Raw genomic sequence first — 21,847 nt, 5'->3', positions numbered from 1 at the left:
GCACCCTCAGGAGTTCGACATGAGCAACCGTCAAATCGAAATCGCCCAGGCCCTCAACGTGGTGCCGCCCTTCGCCGACGCTGCCGCGCTGGAAGCGGAAATCGACCGTCGCAAGGCCTTCATCAAGCAGTGCCTGCGCAACGCCCACGTCAAGGTGCTGGTGCTGGGCATCAGCGGCGGCGTCGACTCGCTGACCGCCGGCCGCCTGGCCCAGCTGTCGGTGGAAGAACTGCGCGCCGAAACCGGCGACCAGGGCTATAAATTCATTGCCGTGCGCCTGCCGTACAACATCCAGCACGACGAGCACGACGCCGCCGCCTCGATGCAGTTCATCCGCGCCGACGTGGAAGACACCGTGAACATCGCCGGCGCCGTGCTGGGCCTGTCCGAGCAGGTCGCCCACCTGCACGGCCTCACCGACGCCCGCCGTGACTTCGTCATCGGCAACACCAAGGCGCGCATCCGCATGGTGGCCCAGTACACCATCGCCAACGCCAACAACGGCCTGGTGATCGGCACCGACCACGCCGCCGAGGCGGTGATGGGCTTCTTCACCAAATTCGGCGACGGCGCCTGCGACCTGGCCCCGCTCAGCGGCCTGGTGAAACACCAGGTACGGGCCATTGCCCGGCACCTGGGCGCGCCGGAAAACCTGGTGGAAAAAGTGCCCACCGCCGACCTCGAGGAGCTGCGCCCGGGCAAGCCCGACGAAGAAGCCCACGGCGTCACCTACGCGCAGATCGACGCCTTCCTGCACGGCCTGAAGGTGAGCGACGAGGCCTACGCCATCATCGTCCGCACCTACGACAACAGCCAGCACAAGCGCGAGCTGCCGTTCGCGCCTTAACCCGCCAGCACGTGCTGGCCGCGCTCCTTGAGCAAAGCCAGCAGCACCTGCGCCGCCGGCGACAGGTAGCCATCGATGCGCACCGTGACCCCCATGGTGCGCGTCACCGTGGTCTCCGCCAGCTCCACCTCGCGCAGCAGGTTCATGCCAATGCCATGCTCCAGCGACTCACGCGAGAAGAAGCTGAGCAGGTGCGTGTGGGCGATCAGCCGCGGCAGCACCGACACCGTGTTGCTCTCCACCTGCACCACCGGCGGCGGCAGCTCGCGGCTGCTGAACAGGTTGTCCAGCCAGCGCCGCGACGACACCGTGGGCCCCGGCAGCACCCAGCGGTAACGGTTGAGGTCGGCCAGGGTGTAGGGGCCGTCGAAGATCGGGTGGCTGGCGCTGGCCACCACCACCGCCTCGTCGCGCAGCAGCGGGTAGCTGGCCAGCGGCCCTTCGCTGGCGATGAACGAACTGATGATCAGGTCCAGGCGCCCCGCCACCAGCGATTCGCGCAGCACGTCGTCCTGGCCGATGGTTAGGTTCAGGGTGATGTCCGGCGCCCGTTCCAGCAGTGCCGCGGTCAGCTGCGGCAGCAGGTGGTCGGCCATGGACGCGGCGCAGCCCAGGCGAATGGTGCCCACCGTGCCGCTGGCGAAGTCCTTCACCTCGCGCTCGGTCTCGGCGATGCTCTGGCGCAGCTCGCGGCCACGGGCCAGCAGCAGCTCGCCGACGTCGGTGAGCTTGATGCCGCGGCCCTCGCGGCGGAACAGTTGGGTGCCCAGGGATTCTTCCAGGCGCTGGATGCTCTTGGTCAGCGCCGGCTGGCTGCGGTTGAGCTTGTCGGCGGCCCGGCCCAGGTGGCCGAGCTCGGCGATGGTTTCAAAATAGGTGAGGTCGCGCAGGTCCATAATTCATAACCGCCAGTTATCGTTTCATCAGTATTAGAAAATAGACTTGATCGGTTGCCAGGTCGATAATTCTTCCGCGTCCTGCCTTGACCAGGGCGCCTGGAGACTTGAAACCGTGTCGCGTGCCCCTTCCCTCGCTCTACGCTACTGGCCCACCTGGGCCCAGTGGTTCGCCTTGATCCTCCTTGCCGGCAGCGCCGGCCAACTGCTCAACCACCTGCAACTGCCCGCCGGGCAATTCGTCGGCCCCATGCTGGTGGCCATCGGCTTCGGCGTGTGCGGCACCACCCTGCGCATCCACCGCCAGGCGTTCCGCCTGTGCCAGGGCACCATCGGCCTGCTGGTGGCGCATTCCATCAGCATGGCGGTGCTGACCGCCGTGGTGCAGTCCTGGCCGGTGATGCTGTTCGCCACCGCCCTCACCGTGCTGCTGAGCACCGCGGTGGGCCTGGTGATGGCCCGCTACGGCGGCATCGGCGCCCGCACCGCGGCCTGGGGCACTTCGCCCGGCGCCGCCTCGGCCATGGTGTCGATGGCCGAGGACAACGGCGCCGATGGCCGCATCGTCGCCACCATGCAGTACGTGCGGGTGGTGTGCGTGGTGATGATCGGCGCGCTGGTCAGCCGCCTGCTGGGCGCCGACGGCAGCGGCACCCAGGCCCATGGCGCGGTGGTCAGCCTGCAGGGCGCGCCGCTGCTGGACCTGGCCCTGAGCCTGGCGGTGATCGTCATCGGCGTGCTGCTGGGCACGCGCCTGCCGGCCGGCGCCTTGCTGGGGCCGTTGCTGCTGGGCGGCGTGCTGCAGCTGTGCGGGCTGATCCACATCGTGCTGCCAGCGCCGGTGCTGAGCCTGGCCTACGCCACGGTGGGCTGTTACGTGGGCCTGCGTTTCGACCGCACCACCATCCGCTACGTGTTCAAGCGGCTGCCGGCGATGATCAGCGGCTCGCTGCTGCTGATCGTGCTATGCGCGCTGTCGGCGTGGCTGGTGGCGGACCTGCTGGGCAAGGACTTCCTCTCGGTGTACCTGGCTACCAGCCCGGGCGGCCTGGACTCCATGGCGATCATCGCGGTGGACACCCATTCGGACGTGGGGCTGGTACTGGCGATGCAGACGCTGCGGCTGTTCGGGGTGATCGTGACCGGCGCGTGGCTGGCGCGGTGGGTGATTCGGTTGTCGGAACGCTAGACTGTATTGATTTCACTCCGAAGGAATGAAATCAATACGAAATGAACCGAGCGTCCGGCTTACCGAGCGATATCGGACCTCGGTGGCTTTGCGTCCGTAATGATTTCATTCCAACCTTAAACACTATAAAACCATAACTAATTGATTTATATAGATTTAATTTCTGGCACTGCCCTTGCTCTGTTCAACCTCATTCCAAACAGAACACAAGGACCGCGCCATGTTCTCCAAAAGCCTCACCCTCGCCGATTTCGACCCCGCCCTGCACGACGCCATCGCCCTGGAGGCGCGCCGCCAGGAGCAGCACATCGAGCTGATCGCTTCCGAGAACTACACCAGCCCGCAGGTCATCGAGGCCCAGGGCTCGGTGCTCACCAACAAATACGCCGAAGGCTACCCGGGCAAGCGCTACTACGGCGGCTGTGAGTTCGTCGACGTGGTCGAGCAACTGGCCATCGACCGCGCCAGGCAGCTGTTCGGCGCCGACTACGCCAACGTGCAGCCGCACTCGGGCAGCCAGGCCAACGCCGCAGTGTTCCTGGCGCTGCTGCAACCGGGCGACACGGTGCTGGGCATGAGCCTGGCCCACGGCGGGCACCTGACCCACGGCGCCAAGGTGAGCTTCAGCGGCAAGCTGTACAACGCCGTGCAATACGGCATCGACGACCAGGGCCTGATCGACTACGACGAGGTGGAACGCCTGGCCGTGGAGCACCAGCCGCAGATGATCATTGCCGGTTTCTCGGCCTATTCGCGCACCCTGGACTTTGCCCGCTTCCGCGCCATCGCCGACAAGGTCGGCGCCTACCTGTTCGTCGACATGGCCCACGTCGCCGGGCTGGTGGCCGCCGGCCTGTACCCCAACCCGCTGCCCTACGCCGACGTGGTCACCACCACCACGCACAAGACCCTGCGCGGCCCCCGTGGCGGCCTGATCCTGGCGCGCAGCAACCCGGCCCTGGAGAAGAAGCTCGACTCGGCGGTGTTCCCCGGCGGCCAGGGCGGCCCGCTGATGCACGTCATCGCCGGCAAGGCAGTGTGCTTCAAGGAGGCGCTGGCGCCCGGGTTCAAGGCGTATCAACAGCAGGTCATCGACAACGCCCAGGCCATGGCCGCAGTGTTCGTGGCCCGTGGCTACGACGTGGTGTCCGGCGGCACCGACAACCACCTGTTCCTGGTCAGCCTGATCCGCCGCGGCCTCACCGGCAAGGACGCCGACGCCGCCCTGGGCCGCGTGCACATCACCGTCAACAAGAACGCCGTGCCCAACGACCCGCAGTCGCCGTTCGTGACCTCGGGCCTGCGCATCGGCACCCCGGCGGTCACCACCCGCGGCTTCGGCACTGCGGAGTGCACGCGCCTGGCCGGCTGGATCTGCGACGTGCTGGATCATTTGGGCGATGCCGACGTGGAAGCCGAGGTAGCCGCCCAGGTTGCGGCACTAAGCCGCGACTTCCCGGTATACGGCCGCTAGTCGCGCCGGGTTGCCCTCTGGCACACTTCGCCCAGAAGAACTGCCAAGTAGGGCAACCTAGCAGGCCTGCGGGCCCATGTCGGGAATAACAATGAAACTGCATCAACTTCGCGCTTTAGTCTCCATCCACGAAACCGGTAGCCTGCAAGACGCCTCGCAAGTGCTGCACCTGACCCAGTCGGCCCTGAGCCGCGCCATCAAGGAACTCGAAAACGAGCTGGGCATTACCTTGCTGGTGCGCTCCAACAAGGGCATGACCCTCACCGAATACGGCCAGCGCATGCTCGGCCACGCCCGCCAGGCGCTGGAAAGCGTGCGCCGCGCGCGCCAGGAAATCGAAGACATGAAGGGCCTGGTGGTGAGCGAGATCACCATCGGCGTGACGCCCGTCACCGCCCTGCTACAGCCGCTCAAGCAGAGCCTGCTGGACTTCCAGCACAGCTACCCCAACGCCACGCTGAAGGTGCTGGAAATGCGCCCCACCCAGCTGCTGCAGCACCTGCGCGACGGCCTGCTGGACTTCGCCCTGACCTCCCAGGTGCCGGCCAACGCCGTGGGCCTGGACTGGCAGCCGCTGTGCCGCATTCCCGGCGTGGTGGTGGTGCGCAAGGACCATCCGCTGCGCATGGTGCGCTCGCTGCGGTTGTTGCAGCAGGCGCACTGGATCAGCGTCGACCCGCTCACCGACAGCCAGTCCCAGTTCAACCAGCTGTTCGAAGGCAGTGCCCTGGGCCGCCCGCGCAAGGTGTTCGAGTGCACGGCCATGAACCTGGCGATCAAGATGCTGATCGACAGCGACGCGGTGATGATCATGAGCCAGCCGGCCCTGGGGCATGACCTGGTGGGCCTGAGCGACATGTCCAAGCACCTGCTGAAGGTCGACATCCAGGAACCGGTGCCCGAATACTCGGTGAACCTGGTGTGCGTGAACCGCAGCTACCTGACCAAGACCGCCGGGCAGCTGTTTGCCCAGCTGCAAGAGCAGCTCGCCAACAAACCCGCCATCGTATAACCCGTAGCAGCTGCCGCAGGCGGCGTCCTGGGCACCGCGGTGTCTGCAGACGCAGCCTGCGGCAGCTGCTACGTGGAGCATTGCGCAAGGGGTTGCGCGGCGCGCTGGATGAGGCGGGTGGGGCCTCTGCCACGGGGTTTGTTCTGATACGCAAATGCCGGCGCCCTGTCTGGAGAGCGTCTCGCGTTACCCATCTGCCCACCTCGAGGGCACCACATTCGCGCACCGCGAGTCGAAAATGCCCACCCTGCGCTCCTGCCATTTCCTACGCCGCCCCTGACCCGCACCAACGGTTGGGGGCTTGCATAAAAGCGATGTGCACTTTCACCGGCGCTGTTCAACACTGCGGACCACCACGATCCCGGGTACAGGAACATCGCCATGAAGAGCACCCCCGCCAGTGATTTGCCCCTCCAACCCAGCCCGGCCCAGGCCTCGCTGCAAGCGCGCAAGATGCGCCGCGTGGTGATTGCCTCGTCCCTGGGCAACGGCCTGGAGATCTACGATTTCACCGTGTACAGCTTCTTCGCGGTGATCATCGGCAAGCTGTTCTTCCCCGGCGAATCGGCGCTGGCCTCGCTGCTGATGTCCCTGGCGACCTTCGCCGTGGGCTTCCTGATGCGCCCGCTGGGCGCGGTGCTGATCGGCCGCGTGGCTGACCGCAAGGGCCGCAAGGCGGCGCTGTCGCTGACCATCGCGCTGATGACCCTGGGCACCGGCATCATCGCCTTCACCCCCACCTATTCGAGCATCGGCATCGCCGCCACCCTGCTGCTGGTGTTCGGCCGCCTGCTGCAAGGGCTGTCGGCCGGTGGCGAAGTGGGTAGCGCCTCGGCGTTCCTGATGGAGTCGGGGCGCACCGACAACCGCTGCTTCATGGTCAGCTGGCAGGGCGCCAGCCAGGGCGCGGCGGCGCTGCTGGGCGCCCTCACCGGCCTGCTGCTGAGCAGCAACCTGAGCCCCGAGGCCCTGCAAAGCTGGGGCTGGCGCGTGCCGTTCGTGATCGGCCTGATGATCGGCCCGGTGGGCTGGTTCATTCGCCAGCACCTGGACGAAACCCACACCGAGACCGCCAACACGCCGTCGCTGCGCCAGGTGCTGGGCGAGCACAAGCGCACCCTGGTGCTGGGCATCATGTGGATGGCCGCTTCCACCGTGGCCATGTACATGGTGGTGTTCTACATGCCCACCTACCTGGTGCAGACCCTGCACTACCCAGGCAGCTTCGCCTTCGCCCTGGTGGGCCTGGCCAGCGCCCTGCTGGCAATCATCCCGCCCATCGCCGCGCGCCAGGCCGACCGCTTCCAGCGCCGCAAGCCCATGCTGTACTGGGTGGCGGGCCTGTCGCTGGTGTTCGTCTACCCCTCGTTCCTGCTGCTGGGCGGGCAAAGCACCTGGCTGTGCATGCTGGCCATCACCCTGCTGATCATGCCCCTGGCCGTGGGCGTCGGCGCCAGCCTGGCGATGCTGATGGAGGCCTTCCCGCGCGAGCAGCGGGTCACCGGCCTGTCGATCATCTACAGCTTCGGCGTGACCCTGTTCGGCGGCTTCTCGCCCCTGCTGGTGACCTGGCTGATCGGCCTCACCGGCAACCCCTTGACCCCGGCCTTCTACCTGATGGCCACTATCGTCCTCAGCCTGATCGCCCTGCGCCTGTTCCCGGAACATCCGGGCCGCGCCTGAGCCTCCCGTTAACTGCCAGAAAAAGGAAGCAACCGTGAGCAACCTGATCATCAACCAGAAACTGCAAGCCAGCGCTGAACATTTCGCCACCATCCGCCGCGACATCCACAGCTTCCCCGAGCTGGGCGGCGAGGTGCCACGCACCGCCGGCCTGGTGGCCGAGATGCTCGGTGCCTGGGGCTACGAGGTGCACACCGGGGTGGGCGGCTGCGGCGTGGTGGGCGTGCTCAAGCGCGGCAACGGCGCGCGCACCCTGGGCATCCGTGCCGACATGGACGCCCTGCCGATCCTGGAAAAGAACGGCCTGCCCTGGGCCAGCCAGTACCAGGGGCGCATGCACGCCTGCGGCCACGACGGCCACACCGCCACGCTGCTGGCCGCGGCCGAGCAACTGGCGCTGCACGCTGAGTTCGACGGCACCCTGAACCTGATCTTCCAGCCAGACGAAGAAGGCCTGTGCGGCGCCAAGCAGATGATCGACGACGGCCTGTTCACCCGCTTCCCCTGCGACGCGGTGTACGCCTACCACAACATGCCCGGCCTGCCCGTGGGCCAGGCCGTGGTGCAGGCCGGCGGTTTCATGGCCTCGTCCGAGCGCGTCACCATCACCCTGACCGGCCGTGGCGGCCATGGCGCCATGCCCGAGCGGGCCATTGACCCGGTGCCGGCGCTGGCCAGCATCATCACCGCGCTGCAGACGGTGATCTCGCGCAACCTGTCCACCGATGACGCCGCCGTGCTCAGCGTGGGCATGGTGCAGGCCGGCACCGCGTACAACATCATTCCCGAGACGGCCAAGGTGATGCTCAGCGTGCGCACCGCCGACCCGGCTGTGCGTGAGCGGGTGGAGAAGCGCATTCGCGAGATTGTCGAGGGGCAAGCTGCCAGCTTCGGCGTGAAGGCCGAGATCGACTACTGCCTGCTGGCCCCGGTGCTGGTCAATAGCAAAGCCGAGACCGAGCGCATGCTGGGCGTGGCCCGTGAGGTGCTGGGCGCGCAGAACGTGCTGGAGAAAATGCCGGTGCGCATCATGGGCAGCGAGGACTTTGCCTGGATGCTGCACGAGAAGCCGGGCTGCTACTTCATCCTGGGCAACGGCACCGGCGAGTTCACCGGGTGCTCGGTGCACAACGACCACTACGACTTCGACGACGCGGTGATCCCGCTGGGCGCGGCGTGCTGGGTGGGGTTGGTGGAAGGTTATTTGAAAGGTTGAGACCGCGGACGCGGCCTTCGGCCGCTGCTACGGGGATCCGCGTAGCAGCGGCCGCAGGCCGCGTCCAAGGCCTACGCAATCAGCGAGCAGCAGCCACGATCAGCTGCTTCATCTCGCTCACCGCCGCCTTGAAGCCCACGAACAACGCATGGGCCACCAGCGCATGGCCGATGTTCAGCTCGTTGATGCCCTTGATGGCCGCCACCGCTTCCACGTTGTGGTAGTGCAGGCCATGGCCGGCATTGACGATCAGCCCCTGGGCCACGCCGAACGCCACGCCATCGGCGATGCGCTTAAGCTCCTCAGCCACCTGCGCCGGAGTCTCGGCATCGGCGTAACGGCCGGTGTGCAGCTCGATGGCCGGCGCGCCCACGCGCTTGGAGGCGGCGATCTGGCGCTCGTCGGCGTCGATGAACAGCGACACTTCACAGCCGATCTTGCTCAGGCGCTCTACCGCCGCCTGGATACGCGCTTCCTGGCCGGCCACGTCGAGGCCGCCTTCGGTGGTCAGCTCCTGGCGGGTTTCCGGCACCAGGCACACGTGGGCCGGGCGGATGCGTTCGGCGAACGCCAGCATCTCTTCGGTAACGCCCATTTCGAAGTTCATGCGCGTCTGCAGCACGTCCTTGAGCAGCAGCACGTCGCGTTCCTGGATGTGCCGGCGGTCTTCGCGCAGGTGCACGGTGATGCCGTCGGCGCCCGCCTCTTCGGCGTCCAGCGCAGCCTTGACCGGGTCAGGGTAGCGGGTGCCGCGGGCCTGACGCAGGGTTGCCACGTGGTCGATGTTGACGCCGAGAAGAATGCGATTGCTGGTGGTCACGGGAGCGCTCCTTGGAATTGAGACCCCAAGGATACGTGGTGCTCACGGCTTGCGAAACAGTTCCCGACTGACCAACGGACGACCGCCCAGGTGCACGGCCAGCGCCTGGCGCATCAGGCGCTTGGCAGCGCTCAATGCGCCGGGGGCAGTCCAGTCAGCTTCGGCCATGGCCAGCAGTTCGCTGCCCTTGAACAGGCCGGGCTGGATCAGCCACACGCGCTCAAGGCCGGCGTCCACCTGCAGGCGGTACAGGCCGTCGGCCTCCACCGGGTCGCCGTTGACGTCGCTGTCCATGGCGAAGCCGTAGCCCAACTCGTCCAGCAGCCGCCATTCGAACGCGCGCAGCAGCGGCTCCAGCGGCAGGCCGGCGGCCAGCGCCTGCAGGGTGGCGGCGTAGCTGTCGTAGATCACCTGGTTGGGGTCTTCGGCCGGCAGCAGGCGGGTCAGCAGTTCGTTCAGGTACAGGCCGCTGAACAGCGCGTCGCCGACCATCCAGGAGGCCACGCCCACCGCTTCCATGCGCCCGACGTTCTTCAGCTCACCCTTGCCACGGAACTCCACTTCCAGCGGTACGAACGGCCGCGCCAGGCTGCCGGCCTTGCCACGGGCGCTGCGCAGCACCGCGCGCAGGCGACCGCCCGGGGTGAGGAAGTCGACCAGGGCGCTGTTCTCGCGGTAGGGGCGCGAGTGCAGGACGTAGGCGGGGTAAAGGACGAGGGTGGACATGGGGGCTCTCGAAGCAACGTAGCCGCTGCCGAAGGCTGCGCTGGCCCGTGGAAACACTGAAGATCTCCAGTGTATCCCAAGGCCAGCGCAGCCTAGCGGCAGCGGCTACAGGTATCCAGCGTGCGCCGGGGGGCCCGCGGCGCGGCGATCAGAGGTCGCCGTAACCCAGCGAGCGCAGGGCGCGTTCGTCGTCGGACCAGCCGCCCTTCACTTTCACCCACAGGTTGAGCATGACCTTGGAGTCGAACAGCAGCTCCATGTCCTTGCGCGCTTCCATGCCGATGCGCTTGATGCGCTCGCCCTTGTCGCCAATGATGATCTTCTTCTGACCATCACGCTCCACCAGGATCAGGGCGTGGATGTGCAGGGTCTTGCCCTGCTGCTTGAACTCTTCGATCTCGACGGTGATCTGGTACGGCAGCTCGGCGCCCAGCTGGCGCATGATCTTCTCGCGTACCAGTTCGGCGGCCAGGAAGCGGCTGCTGCGGTCGGTGATCTGGTCTTCAGGGAAGAAGTGATCGTTTTCCGGCAGGTGCTTGGCGATCAGGCCTTCCAGGGCGTCGAGGTTGTGACCCTGCTGGGCCGACACCGGGACGATCTCGGCGTTGGGCAGCTGTTCCTGCAACCAGGCCAGGTGCGGCATCAGCTCGGCCTTGTCCTCGATGCGGTCGGTCTTGTTGATGGCCAGGATCACCGGGCCCTGCACGTACTGCACGCGCTCCAGCACCAGCTGGTCCTCGTCGGTCCACTTGGTGCGGTCCACCACGAAGATCACCACGTCCACGTCTTTCAAGGCCGCCGAGGCGGTCTTGTTCATGTAGCGGTTGAGCGCCTTTTCGTTGCTCTTGTGCATGCCGGGGGTGTCGACGTAGATGGCCTGGATCTCGCCTTCGGTCTTGATGCCCAGCATGTTGTGGCGGGTGGTCTGCGGCTTGCGCGAGGTGATCGCCAGCTTCTGGCCCAGGATGTGGTTGAGCAGCGTGGACTTGCCCACGTTCGGGCGGCCGACGATTGCGACATAGCCACAGCGGGTTGGGGTTGTATCAGTCATTGCCATTCTCCACGCCCAGGGCAATCAGGGCTGAAGCGGCCGCTACCTGTTCGGCAATACGACGGCTCACACCCTGACCTCGGCTTTTTTCGTTCAAAAGGGTCACTTCACATTCGACGAAAAACGTCCGGCAATGCGGTTCGCCCTGGATATCCACCACTTCGTAACGCGGCAGTTCGCAACCACGCGACTGCAGGTATTCCTGCAGGCGGGTTTTCGGGTCCTTGTTGGTGTCCACCAGCGTCAGGCTGTCGAACTCGCTGGTCAGCCAGGACAGCACACGCTCGCGGGCCACTTCCATGCCCGAATCCAGATAGATGGCACCAATCAGCGCTTCCAGGGCATCGGCCAGGATCGACTCGCGACGGAAACCGCCGCTCTTCAATTCACCGCTGCCCAGGCGCAGGTATTCGCCCAGGTCGAAACCACGGGCCAGTACGGCCAGGGTCTCGCCTTTCACCAGCCGGGCGCGCAGGCGCGACAGCTGGCCTTCGCGGGCCTGGGGGAAACGTTCGAACAACGATTCACCGGCCACGAAGTTGAGGATGGCATCACCGAGGAACTCCAGGCGCTCATTGTTGCGCCCGGCGAAGCTGCGGTGAGTCAAGGCCAGCACCATCAGGTCCTGGTCTTTAAAGGTATAGCCGAGCTGACGCTCGAGACGGCTCAAGGAAACACTCACGGTTTACGCACGCTGAATTCGTGGTCAAATTTCACCACCAGATCGACGTTGCCGATCAGTGGCTCACGCTGTTCGTATTGCAAATGGGCGGCGAACACGTCGTCGTCCAGTGTCACTTTCATGATATTGCGGGCTTGCAGGTCACGGATATTGTTGATGCCCATGCCTGCGTCCACATGGTTGTAGAACTCACCAACCGTGTCGATTTTCTCCGCCCTGTCAGTCGCTGCCGATTCGATGATCTTCTTCATCGTCCAGTAGTCGAAATAGTGCGGCAGCACCTTGAAGGCCGTACTGGCGACAAACCCCAGTATGGCCAGCAGTACCAGCCCTCCCAGCAGCGAAATACCTTTCTGCGAACTGGCTGCGTTCATGCTCAAGCTCTCCATCCCTGCTGCCGCCTGAAAAGCATTCGGCGCTGTCCACTGGACAGCGCCGCCTGGTGTTACTTGATCAGCCCGACTCGCGAGAAGTTCGGCAAGTGGCTCATCTTCGGCTCCGGCCAGCTCATCCAGACCGCGAAGGCCTTGCCGACGATATTGCGGTCCGGGACCATGCCCAGCAGTTCCTTGGGAATACGCGGGTCATCCCAGTAACGGCTGTCGTTGGAGTTGTCGCGGTTGTCGCCCATCATGAAGTAGTGCCCGGCAGGCACGGTCCATTGATTGTCCGGCGGCATGTGGTAGCGGCCCATTTCCTTGCGGATCAGGTGCTCGACGTCGCCGAGTTTTTCCTGATACAGCTCGGCAGTGCCCAGGCTGTTGGGCTCTTCGCCCAGCAGTTGCTCGGCCACCAGCTGGTCGTTGACGTACAGGCGCTTGTCATTGGTGTAGCGGATCTTGTCGCCCGGCAGGCCAATGACACGCTTGATGTAGTTGACGTTCGGGTCGCTTGGGTAGCGGAACACCATGACATCGCCACGCTGCGGGTCACCGATCTGGATGATCTTCTGGTCGATCACCGGCAGGCGGATGCCGTAGGAGAACTTGTTGACCAGGATGAAATCACCCACTTCCAGGGTCGGCTTCATGGACCCCGACGGGATCTGGAAGGGTTCGACCAGGAACGAGCGCAGCACCAGCACGATGAACAGCACCGGGAAGAACGACTTGCCGTATTCGACCAGCGCCGGTTCCTTGTTCAACTGCTCGAGCACCACCGGGTCCGGCTCGCTGACACTACCCTGGTAGGTTGCGATCGCAGTCTTGCGGCGCGAAGCCAGGAAGACCAGATCGAACAGGGCCAGCAAACCGCAGACGGCGACAGCAATGACCAACAACAGCGGGAAATTTAGAGACATAGGACCTAACTATCCAACCTGAGCACGGCGAGGAAGGCTTCTTGTGGAATTTCCACGTTGCCGACCTGTTTCATGCGTTTCTTACCGGCCTTCTGCTTCTCCAGAAGCTTGCGCTTACGGCTGACGTCACCGCCATAGCATTTAGCCAGTACGTTCTTTCTGAGCGCCTTGACAGTAGTCCGGGCCACGATCTGCCCGCCGATGGCGGCCTGGATCGCAACGTCGAACATCTGCCGAGGAATCAGTTCTTTCATCTTCTCGGTCAGCGCGCGGCCCTTGTAGTGGGCGTTGTCGCGGTGAACGATCAGGGCCAGGGCGTCAACCTTGTCACCGTTGATCAGCACATCCAGCTTGACCAGGTTGGCCGACTGGTAGCGATCGAAATGGTAGTCCAGGGAAGCATAGCCGCGGCTGGTGGATTTCAGGCGGTCGAAGAAGTCCAGCACCACCTCGTTCATCGGCAGGTCGTAGCGCACCTGCACCTGGCTGCCGAGGAACTGCATGTCGCGCTGCACGCCACGCTTCTCGATGCACAGGGTAATGACGTTGCCCAGGTGCTCTTGAGGCACAAGGATAGTGGCAGCCACGATCGGCTCGCGGAAATCTTCCACCGAGGACACGTCAGGCAGCTTCGACGGGTTGTCGACGTAGATGGTCTCGCCGGTCTTCAGCACCACTTCGAAGATTACGCTTGGCGCGGTGGTGATCAGGTCCAGGTCGTACTCGCGCTCCAGGCGCTCCTGGATGATTTCCATGTGCAGCATGCCCAGGAAGCCACAGCGGAAACCGAAGCCCAGGGCGTCGGAGCTTTCCGGCAGGTACTGCAACGACGAGTCGTTGAGGGTCAGCTTGGACAGCGCGTCGCGGAAGTCTTCGAAGTCTTCGGAGCTGACCGGGAACAGGCCGGCGTAGACCTGTGGCTGGATGCGCTTGAAACCAGGCAGCACCGGCACGTCCGGGGTGCTGCTCAGGGTCAGGGTGTCACCCACCGGCGCGCCGTGGATGTCCTTGATGCTGGCGATGATGAAGCCTACTTCACCGGCTTTCAGGTCGGCGGTGGCGGTGTGCTTGGGGGTGAACACACCCACGCTGTCGACCAGGTGTACCTTGCCGGTGGACTTGACCAGGATCTTGTCGCCCTTCTTCACGCGGCCGTGGCGCACGCGCACCAGGGAGACGACGCCCAGGTAGTTGTCGAACCAGGAGTCGATGATCAACGCTTGCAGCGGATCTTCGATGTTGCCGGTAGGGGCGGGAATGTCCTGGACCAGGCGTTCGAGCACGTCGATCACGCCCATGCCGCTCTTGGCGCTGCAGGCCACGGCGTCGGTGGCGTCGATGCCGATGACCTTCTCGATCTCGTCCTTGACGCGATCGGGGTCGGCCTGGGGCAGGTCCATCTTGTTCAGCACGGGCATGACTTCCAGGCCCTGCTCGATGGCGGTGTAGCAGTTGGCGACCGACTGGGCCTCCACGCCTTGACCGGCATCGACCACCAGCAGCGCGCCTTCGCAGGCGGCCAGCGAACGGCTGACTTCATAGGTGAAGTCGACGTGGCCGGGGGTGTCGATGAAGTTCAGCTGGTAGGTCTTGCCGTCCTGCGCCTTGTAATGCAGCGTGACGCTGTGGGCCTTGATGGTGATGCCACGCTCACGCTCCAGGTCCATGGAGTCCAGCACCTGAGCTTCCATCTCGCGATCGGCCAGGCCGCCGCACATCTGGATGAACCGATCGGCCAGCGTCGACTTGCCATGGTCAATGTGGGCGATGATGGAGAAATTGCGGATATGACTCAAATCACTCACGGATCAACACTCAAAAAGGCTGCGGGCCGGACGCCCAACGAAAAATAGCCGGGAATTGTACCTGAATTACGGGGCGATGTGGGAGACGGTTGATCATGAACATCCTGGGGAAGCCCACGCCCATCGACATCCGCTCACAAAAAAGGGCGGCCCACCGGCCGCCCTCCCCTGTTTCAACGCCAGCTTATCACTCGCTCAGCTTGAAGGTGATGAAGCTTGCACGGCCCTGGCGCAGCACGCGCATGGACACCGAGCGGTTCTTCGGCAAGCCCTTGGCGATGTCGGTGAACTCCTTCGCCGAACCGATGGCCTGGTTGTTAAGGTGGGTGATGACGTCACCCGGCTGCAGGCCGATCAGCGCCGCAGGGCCGTCCTGCACGTCCTTGATGACCACGCCGCTTTGCAAGTCCAGGGACTTTTTCTGATCGGCGGTCAGGTCGGCCACCGAGACGCCCAGGCGGTTGCTGTTGCTCTCGGCCTGGGACTTGGCGGCGCCACCGGCGAGGATGTCGTCGTCATTGGCCGGCATGGCACCGACGGTCACGTCGATGGTCTTGCGCTTGCCTTCGCGAACCACTTCCAGGCTGGCCTTGGCGCCGGCCTTGAGGCCGCCCACCAGGTGCGGCAGGTCGGCGGACATGACGATCGGCTGGCCGTTCATGCTGAGGATCACGTCGCCCACCTGCAGGCCGGACTTGGCCGCCGGGCCGTCCTCGACCATCTGCGCCACCAGGGCGCCGGCCGGTTTGTCCAGGCCGAAGGATTCCGCCAGGTCCTTGTTCACTTCCTGGATGACCACGCCCAGCCAGCCGCGGCTGACCTTGCCGTCTTTCTTCAGCTGGTTGGAGACGTCCATGGCAACGTCGATCGGGATAGCGAACGACAGGCCCATGAAGCCACCGGAACGGGTGAAGATCTGCGAGTTGATGCCCACCACCTCGCCGTTCATGTTGAACAGCGGGCCGCCGGAGTTGCCCGGGTTGATGGCCACGTCGGTCTGGATGAACGGCACGTAGGCGTCGTTGGGCAGGGTGCGACCCTTGGCGCTGACGATGCCCTTGGTGACCGAGTGATCGAAGCCGAACGGCGAGCCGATGGCCAGCACCCACTCACCAACCTTGAGCTTGTCGGAATCCCCCAGTTTGACCGTAGGCAGGTTCTTGCCGTCGATTTTCAGCAGGGCCACGTCGGTGCGCGGGTCGGTACCCACCAGCTTGGCTTTCAGTTCGCTGCGGTCGGACAGGCGCACGATGATTTCATCGGCGTCGGCGATCACGTGGTTGTTGGTCAGCACGTAGCCGTCGGGCGAGATGATGAAGCCCGAGCCCAGGGACTGGGCCTCGCGCTGGCGATCACCGCCCTTGGGGCTGCGCGGCGAACGCGGCATGTTGCGGAAGAAGTCGCGGAAGGCCGGGGGCAGGTCGTCCAGGTCCGGCATGTCGCCGGCACCGGCGCTGCGGTCGGGCAGCTTCTGGGTGGTACTGATGTTGACTACCGCGGGCGAGGCTTGCTCCACCAGGTTGGTGAAGTCAGGCAGCGCCTCGGCCTGGGCGGTGACGACCTGGCCGAGCATCAGCACGGCGGCGCACACGGTCAGGTAATGCTTCAAGCGTAGTATCGACATACGGCTCCCGTATTTAACGAGCTAGGTTTAGCAAGTGGGTTCGCCAGACGCACAAAACCCGGGCACTGCCGCAAGGCAATGTCCGGGTCCGGGGGTGTCGGCAGTGGCGATCCTGAAACAGCAGACAAGGCCAGACCCTTGAGGGTCTGACCTATAGAAAAATTCAGGGGGTTTTGCAACCTGACTGACAGAAGTTTCATTTCGTCATCCTTTGTAACGGATGCCGTGACGCACTAGGTGACGCGCTCCCTGCACGCCCACTCCTGCTCAGCACAGGCGCCTCAATTCTTCGCCTGGGCGTCTTGGGCACGCATCGACAAGGCGATGCGCTCGGCGGTGCCGATGGGGATCTCGCCCACCACGGTGACCATCACGTCGCCGGTGGGGGTGGTGAGGCGCCGCGACACGGCCGAGGTCGGCCCCAGTTGCGTGCGGGCGTCAGCCCCGACGTTGCCATTGAGCGGCTCGAGGAACACCGAGAAACGCGCCAGGCCATCGTCGTACATCAGGCTGCTGACGGTGGTCTTGGTGTCGGGGTCCTTGCGCGAGGAACTGCCGGCCAGCTCGAAGCCCGGCGGCAGCCAGTCCGAACGCCAATGGCCGGCGGCGGGCGCCGAGGCCTGGGCGACAACGGCCGGCCCCAGGGGCTTGCAGTTGTCGCTGGCAGCCAGCTCCGCATCCGTGGGCACGTCGGTGTCCAGGCGGGTGAACTGGAAGCGTTCCAGCAGGCGCCCCTTGTCGTCGAGCAACAACGACTTGAGCGGCAGGCCAGTCTTGCTGTCCAGGTGCAATTCGAAACCGTAGCGGTGCTGATCCTTGGGGGTCAGCGTAACGATGGTGGCATCGCGCCCGGCCACGCGTGATTGCCCCGCGACCGCAAGGTCGTACCAGGACATCAGCTTGAGGGGGTCGAGCACGCGGCCAGAGGAATCAGGCGTCTCGCTCACACCGGGAACCAGGGCGCCACTCACGCACTGGGTACGGCCATCCACGCGCACGACTTCCTGGGCCGAGCCATCGAGCTGCAACAGCCGCTCGCTGACCTTGCCGTTCTGGGCGCGATGCCAGATGTCGTGGGTGGTGAAACTGCCGTTGCGTTCGTAGACGAAGGTGCCCTGGAAGCTCTGCTGCTGCTCGGCCTGGGCCAGGCGGTTAAGCCACTGCGAAGCGTCGCTGGCCGCGAAGGCCGGGACGCTCAGACAGGAACCGAGCAATAGCGGTAGTAGCGGTATGGCGCGCATGGTCCTCCTTAGCGGTTTTCAAGGCTCGCGGCACGTGCGTATGGCAACGCGCTTTCGGTCCCTTTCAACGCAGCTTCCTGGGCGTGTTGGCGCAGGTAGCCTGGCAAGCGCTGGTCATGCATGCCAGCCTGACCTTGCAGAACACCGTTGGCCATGGGGCCAGTGCTCTGGTCGTTGCTCTCAGTGTAGCCTGCCAGCACGGCCGGGCCTTGCACCTGCGGCACGGAAGGTGCCTGCTGGGTAGCCGGTTGCTGCTGGGCCAGCTGGTTGCCGGCGATTTCGTCCTGGTTGTACAGGCGCACGCCTGCCAACACCGCCACGGTGACCGAGGCTGCCACGGCCAGGCGGCCCAGGCTGCGCCATGGACCACGAGTGGCCTTGACCGGTGCGATTTCCTCGGCAATGGCTGCCGATACGGCGGTGGCCAGGTCCAGGCGTGGGTCGAGCAAGTCCTTGTGCATTACCGCACGGGCAATCTGGTAGCGATTCCAGGTTGCACGTGTTTCTGGATCTTCCAGGGCGTTGATGACCCTGCGCAGTTCCAGTTCGTCCGCTTCGTTATCCATCACCGCGGACAGCGATTCCTGCAAAGCTTCACGACTCATGGCGGTTCCTCTCTTGGCTGTCGCCGCTGTCTCAGGTTTCCTGCAACAAAGGCTGCAGGGCTTTATCTATGGCCTCCCGAGCGCGGAAAATCCGAGATCGCACGGTACCCACCGGGCATTGCATGACGCTGGCAATGTCCTCGTAACTCAGACCGTCGAATTCACGTAAAGTTAACGCCGTACGCAAATCTTCTGGCAGTTGCTGGATGGTCCGGTGGACGGTGCCCTCGATCTCATCTCGTAACAGGGAGCGCTCCGGAGACTCCAGATCCTTGAGGCCATGATCGCCGTCGTAGAACTCGGCATCCTCGGAACTTACATCGCTATCTGGCGGCCGACGACCGCGGGACACCAGGTAGTTTTTCGCCGTGTTGATGGCGATGCGGTACAGCCATGTATAAAAGGCACTGTCACCGCGGAAATTGCCAAGCGCCCGATACGCCTTGATAAAGGCTTCTTGCGCCACGTCCTGGGCTTCATGGGTGTCGTGCACGAATCGCACGATCAACCCGAGAATCTTGTGCTGGTATTTCAGCACCAACAGATCGAAAGCTCGCCGGTCGCCGCGTTGAACACGCTCGACCAGTTGCTGATCCTCTTCCTGGGTTAGCATGAACACTCCTCGTTGAGCCGGGAGGAGCATTGCTTAAGCCATCGTTCAGGCTTGCAATCATAGACTCGGGCTTTTCGCAAAAGTTCTCCCCTCCAAGCAAGTTTCCTGCACGCCATGATTTGACCTGCACGAAAACCGCAGCGCGGTCATGGCCGGCTGCGTCAATAATCTTGTCGTCGAATCCGCTTGCAGTGGCCAGCGACTTCAGCCCCACATAAAGCCGACGCCGTTTCCCTTCTCATGGGCGACCGTCTATGGATACCGGGGTGTTGAATAAAGTTCCCGGTATTTGCAGGGATCGCCCGCGGACATTGCGCGATTGTGCGTTGACCGCCGGTGTTTCAGCCATGAAACAAGGCTCAAGCACGGTCGATCAGGCGCAAGCGCCCCATCCGTCGGTTCGTGTATCAGATAGCCCGACCAACGGTATAGTTCCACAACGCCATGAAGGCTTGGCTATTGTGCCGATACCCCCCTCTATATACTAGTAGCCCATGACCGATCCGCGATGCTCATGCGCCAGTAGCAGCTGCTAAAGGCGGCGTCCCGCACCTACCGCTACGAAGTGAGGATTGCGCGCGCAGGGCCGCTTGGAGGAGACTGCGCCGAAAACAATAGTCGCCCCCGCGGAATAAAGACATGAGCCAGCAGTATCAACACGACGTTCTAGTGATTGGCAGCGGTGCCGCCGGGCTTAGCCTGGCCCTGACCTTGCCCGGGCATTTGCGCATTGCGGTACTGAGCAAGGGCGACCTGTCCAACGGCTCCACCTTCTGGGCCCAGGGCGGCGTGGCCGCGGTGCTTGACGACACCGACACCGTGCAGTCCCACGTCGAGGACACCCTCAACGCCGGCGGCGGCCTGTGCCATGAAGACGCGGTGCGCTTCACCGTGGAGCACAGCCGCGAGGCCATCCAGTGGCTGATCGACCAGGGCGTGCCGTTCACCCGTGACGACGACCCGGCCCACGACGAGAACAGCTTCGAGTTCCACCTGACCCGCGAGGGCGGCCACAGCCACCGGCGCATCATCCACGCCGCCGACGCCACTGGCGCGGCGATCTTCCGGACGTTGCTGGCCCAGGCCCGCCTGCGGCCCAACATCGAGCTGCTGGAGCAGCGCGTGGCGGTCGACCTGATCACCGAGCGGCGCCTGGGCCTGGCCGGCGACCGCTGCCTGGGCGCCTACGTGCTGGACCGCAACACCGGTGAGGTCGACACCTTCGGCGCGCGCTTCACTATCCTCGCCACCGGCGGCGCGGCCAAGGTCTACCTCTATACCAGCAACCCCGACGGCGCCTGCGGCGACGGCATTGCCATGGCCTGGCGCGCCGGCTGCCGGGTGGCCAACCTGGAATTCAACCAGTTCCACCCCACTTGCCTGTACCACCCCCAGGCCAAGAGTTTCCTGGTGACCGAGGCCCTGCGCGGCGAAGGCGCGGTGCTGAAGCTGCCCAACGGCGAACGCTTCATGCCACGCTTCGACCCGCGCGCCGAGCTGGCGCCCCGGGACATCGTGGCCCGCGCAATCGACCATGAAATGAAGCGCCTGGGCGTGGACTGCGTGTTCCTCGACATCAGCCACAAGCCGGCCGAGTTCATCACCAGCCACTTCCCCACCGTGTACGAGCGCTGCCTGGCCTTCGGCATCGACATCACCCGCCAGCCCATCCCGGTGGTGCCGGCCGCGCACTACACCTGCGGCGGCGTGATGATCGACCAGCACGGCTGCACCGACGTGCCCGGCCTGTACGCCATCGGCGAAACCACCTTCACCGGCCTGCACGGCGCCAACCGCATGGCCAGCAACTCGCTGCTCGAATGCTTCGTCTACGGCCGCTCCGCCGCCGCGCACATCGTCGAGCAACTGCCGCATACCGCGCTGCCCGAGCGCCTGCCGCAGTGGGACGCCAGCCAGGTGACCGATTCGGACGAAGACGTGATCATCGCCCACAACTGGGACGAGCTGCGGCGCTTCATGTGGGACTACGTGGGCATCGTGCGCACCACCAAGCGCCTGCAACGTGCCGAGCACCGGGTGCGGTTGCTGCTGGACGAGATCGACGAGTTCTACAGCAACTATAAAGTCAGCCGCGACCTGATCGAGCTGCGCAACCTGGCCCAGGTGGCCGAGTTGATGATTCGCTCGGCCATGCAGCGCAAAGAGAGCCGCGGGCTGCACTACACGCTGGATTACCCGGAAATGCTGCCGGAAGCGCTGGACACTATCCTGGTGCCGCCCACCTTCGACGACTGAACTTGAGCCGCACCCGCAGGCGCCGATGCTCGTCGGCACCCAGGGTGTCGGCGGGCAGGCACAGGCTGCGCGGCAACCATTGCCCCGGCAGGCGGAAGCGCAGCAGCACCAGGCCTGGCAGCGCCATGCTGTCGGGCAGCAGTTGCACCGCCTGCCAGCCCTGGCCACGGTTCCACAGCGCCCAGCCGCCGGCATCACGGCGCAAGGCGCGCCAGGCGTGGGGGTGGCTGAGCAGAAGGCTGCGGGGCAGGTGCCAGGCGGCGTGGGCCAGGCACATCAACATGCCCAGGCCGCGCCAGGCGAACGGCGCATCGAGCAGCACCAGGCTGAACAGTGCCAGCCCCAGTGCCGCCAGGTAGGCCGCCAGCAATCGCCGCGAGGCGTGCCAGCGGCAATGAAACAGCTTACTTGGGCTGGACACGGTCCAGGATCATGCGAACCATGCGCTGCAGCTCCGGGTCCTCGGATTCGGTGCGTTCCATGAACCAGCCGAACATGTCCTGGTCTTCGCATTCCAGCAGGCGGCGGTAGCATTCGCGGTCCACGTCATTGAGGCTGGGGTACACCTCCTTGACGAAAGGCACCAGCAACACGTCAAGCTCCAGCATGCCGCGGCGGCTATGCCAGTAGAGCCGGTTGAGTTCAATATCTTCGACCATGGAGCGCTCCTCAAATAGGCGCGCAGTATACAGCGACCTGCGCCGCGCGGCACTTGGACGCATGTCTATATATGTGTGGGGTGCGCGGGACGCGGCCTGCGGCCGCTGCTACAGGTGTGTGGGGTGCCGCCAATCCGGATTCCGGCGC

At 64.7% G+C, this 21,847-nt stretch carries 21 protein-coding genes; 7 read left to right on the top strand and 14 right to left on the bottom strand.

The annotated features are described in order from the left end of the window. Window positions 1–19: 19 nt before the first annotated feature. Window positions 20–847, top strand: coding sequence for an ammonia-dependent NAD(+) synthetase (gene nadE / locus AC0Z2B_RS24300; protein ID WP_473004330.1), 828 nt, complete (start codon window positions 20–22; stop codon window positions 845–847). On the opposite strand, the gene AC0Z2B_RS24295 is transcribed toward nadE, so the two are convergent. Next, a complete protein-coding gene (locus AC0Z2B_RS24295) occupies window positions 844–1,743 on the bottom strand; it encodes a LysR family transcriptional regulator (protein ID WP_416426598.1) in 900 nt (299 codons plus the stop codon). The two genes, nadE and AC0Z2B_RS24295, sit on opposite strands and share 4 nt — an antisense overlap. Window positions 1,744–1,858: 115 nt before the next feature. Between AC0Z2B_RS24295 and AC0Z2B_RS24290 the strand changes: the two genes are divergently transcribed. The 5 genes from AC0Z2B_RS24290 to AC0Z2B_RS24270 all read left to right on the top strand — a co-directional run bounded on the left by AC0Z2B_RS24290 (window position 1,859) and on the right by AC0Z2B_RS24270 (window position 8,317). Continuing rightward, a complete protein-coding gene (locus AC0Z2B_RS24290) occupies window positions 1,859–2,932 on the top strand; it encodes an AbrB family transcriptional regulator (RefSeq protein WP_476299968.1) in 1,074 nt (357 codons plus the stop codon). A 220-nt stretch (window positions 2,933–3,152) separates the two neighbouring features. Beyond that, entirely contained in the window at window positions 3,153–4,406 is a 1,254-nt protein-coding gene (gene glyA / locus AC0Z2B_RS24285; protein ID WP_476299966.1) for a serine hydroxymethyltransferase, read from the top strand. 91 nt (window positions 4,407–4,497) lie between these two features. After that, window positions 4,498–5,418, top strand: coding sequence for a LysR family transcriptional regulator (locus AC0Z2B_RS24280; protein ID WP_476299964.1), 921 nt, complete (start codon window positions 4,498–4,500; stop codon window positions 5,416–5,418). A 381-nt stretch (window positions 5,419–5,799) separates the two neighbouring features. Beyond that, the gene (locus AC0Z2B_RS24275) at window positions 5,800–7,101 is read left to right on the top strand and encodes an MFS transporter (protein WP_476299962.1); all 1,302 of its coding nucleotides are present in this window, start codon (window positions 5,800–5,802) and stop codon (window positions 7,099–7,101) included. 34 nt (window positions 7,102–7,135) lie between these two features. Further along, window positions 7,136–8,317, top strand: coding sequence for a M20 aminoacylase family protein (locus AC0Z2B_RS24270; protein WP_416426605.1), 1,182 nt, complete (start codon window positions 7,136–7,138; stop codon window positions 8,315–8,317). Between the two features lie 79 nt (window positions 8,318–8,396). Here the strand turns inward: AC0Z2B_RS24270 and pdxJ are convergent, their stop codons facing one another. The 11 genes from pdxJ to rpoE form a co-directional block, all read right to left on the bottom strand. Next, window positions 8,397–9,137: a pyridoxine 5'-phosphate synthase gene (gene pdxJ / locus AC0Z2B_RS24265; protein ID WP_473004338.1), complete on the bottom strand. Its 741-nt coding sequence runs from the start codon at window positions 9,135–9,137 to the stop codon at window positions 8,397–8,399. A 42-nt stretch (window positions 9,138–9,179) separates the two neighbouring features. Then, a complete protein-coding gene (gene recO / locus AC0Z2B_RS24260; protein WP_416426608.1) occupies window positions 9,180–9,863 on the bottom strand; it encodes a DNA repair protein RecO in 684 nt (227 codons plus the stop codon). Between the two features lie 148 nt (window positions 9,864–10,011). Next, window positions 10,012–10,914 (bottom strand): GTPase Era, encoded by a 903-nt coding sequence (gene era / locus AC0Z2B_RS24255; protein ID WP_416426610.1) that lies wholly within the window; start codon window positions 10,912–10,914, stop codon window positions 10,012–10,014. Then, entirely contained in the window at window positions 10,907–11,596 is a 690-nt protein-coding gene (gene rnc, locus AC0Z2B_RS24250) for a ribonuclease III (RefSeq protein WP_416426612.1), read from the bottom strand. Before rnc ends, era begins: the two co-directional genes overlap by 8 nt. After that, entirely contained in the window at window positions 11,593–11,970 is a 378-nt protein-coding gene (locus AC0Z2B_RS24245; protein WP_476299959.1) for a DUF4845 domain-containing protein, read from the bottom strand. Before AC0Z2B_RS24245 ends, rnc begins: the two co-directional genes overlap by 4 nt. 71 nt (window positions 11,971–12,041) lie before the next feature. Next, a complete protein-coding gene (gene lepB, locus AC0Z2B_RS24240) occupies window positions 12,042–12,896 on the bottom strand; it encodes a signal peptidase I (RefSeq protein ID WP_416426614.1) in 855 nt (284 codons plus the stop codon). A 5-nt stretch (window positions 12,897–12,901) separates the two neighbouring features. After that, entirely contained in the window at window positions 12,902–14,701 is a 1,800-nt protein-coding gene (gene lepA, locus AC0Z2B_RS24235; RefSeq protein ID WP_476299956.1) for a translation elongation factor 4, read from the bottom strand. A gap of 187 nt (window positions 14,702–14,888) precedes the next feature. Continuing rightward, window positions 14,889–16,274 carry a Do family serine endopeptidase gene (locus AC0Z2B_RS24230; RefSeq protein ID WP_473006901.1) on the bottom strand — a complete coding sequence of 462 codons (1,386 nt, stop codon included), beginning with the start codon at window positions 16,272–16,274 and terminating at the stop codon, window positions 14,889–14,891. A gap of 332 nt (window positions 16,275–16,606) precedes the next feature. Further along, the gene (locus AC0Z2B_RS24225) at window positions 16,607–17,566 is read right to left on the bottom strand and encodes a MucB/RseB C-terminal domain-containing protein (protein WP_476299954.1); all 960 of its coding nucleotides are present in this window, start codon (window positions 17,564–17,566) and stop codon (window positions 16,607–16,609) included. A gap of 8 nt (window positions 17,567–17,574) precedes the next feature. Then, window positions 17,575–18,171, bottom strand: coding sequence for a sigma-E factor negative regulatory protein (locus AC0Z2B_RS24220; RefSeq protein WP_416426620.1), 597 nt, complete (start codon window positions 18,169–18,171; stop codon window positions 17,575–17,577). 31 nt (window positions 18,172–18,202) lie between these two features. Next, window positions 18,203–18,784, bottom strand: coding sequence for an RNA polymerase sigma factor RpoE/AlgU (gene rpoE, locus AC0Z2B_RS24215; protein ID WP_003252049.1), 582 nt, complete (start codon window positions 18,782–18,784; stop codon window positions 18,203–18,205). A 639-nt stretch (window positions 18,785–19,423) separates the two neighbouring features. On the opposite strand from rpoE, the gene nadB reads away from it, so the two are divergent. Continuing rightward, a complete protein-coding gene (gene nadB, locus AC0Z2B_RS24210; RefSeq protein ID WP_476299951.1) occupies window positions 19,424–21,040 on the top strand; it encodes an L-aspartate oxidase in 1,617 nt (538 codons plus the stop codon). On the opposite strand, the gene AC0Z2B_RS24205 is transcribed toward nadB, so the two are convergent. Both AC0Z2B_RS24205 and AC0Z2B_RS24200 read right to left on the bottom strand, forming a co-directional pair. Next, a complete protein-coding gene (locus AC0Z2B_RS24205) occupies window positions 21,009–21,461 on the bottom strand; it encodes a protein YgfX (RefSeq protein ID WP_476299949.1) in 453 nt (150 codons plus the stop codon). The genes nadB and AC0Z2B_RS24205 overlap by 32 nt on opposite strands. Next, a complete protein-coding gene (locus tag AC0Z2B_RS24200; RefSeq protein WP_027976992.1) occupies window positions 21,445–21,699 on the bottom strand; it encodes an FAD assembly factor SdhE in 255 nt (84 codons plus the stop codon). Before AC0Z2B_RS24200 ends, AC0Z2B_RS24205 begins: the two co-directional genes overlap by 17 nt. Between the last annotated feature and the right edge of the window lie 148 nt (window positions 21,700–21,847).

The sequence above is a fragment of the Pseudomonas sp. GYB4201 genome, assembly GCF_056312595.1.
Note: the sequence above shows the minus strand (reverse complement) of the source record. Positions and strands in the feature narration are given on the sequence as shown.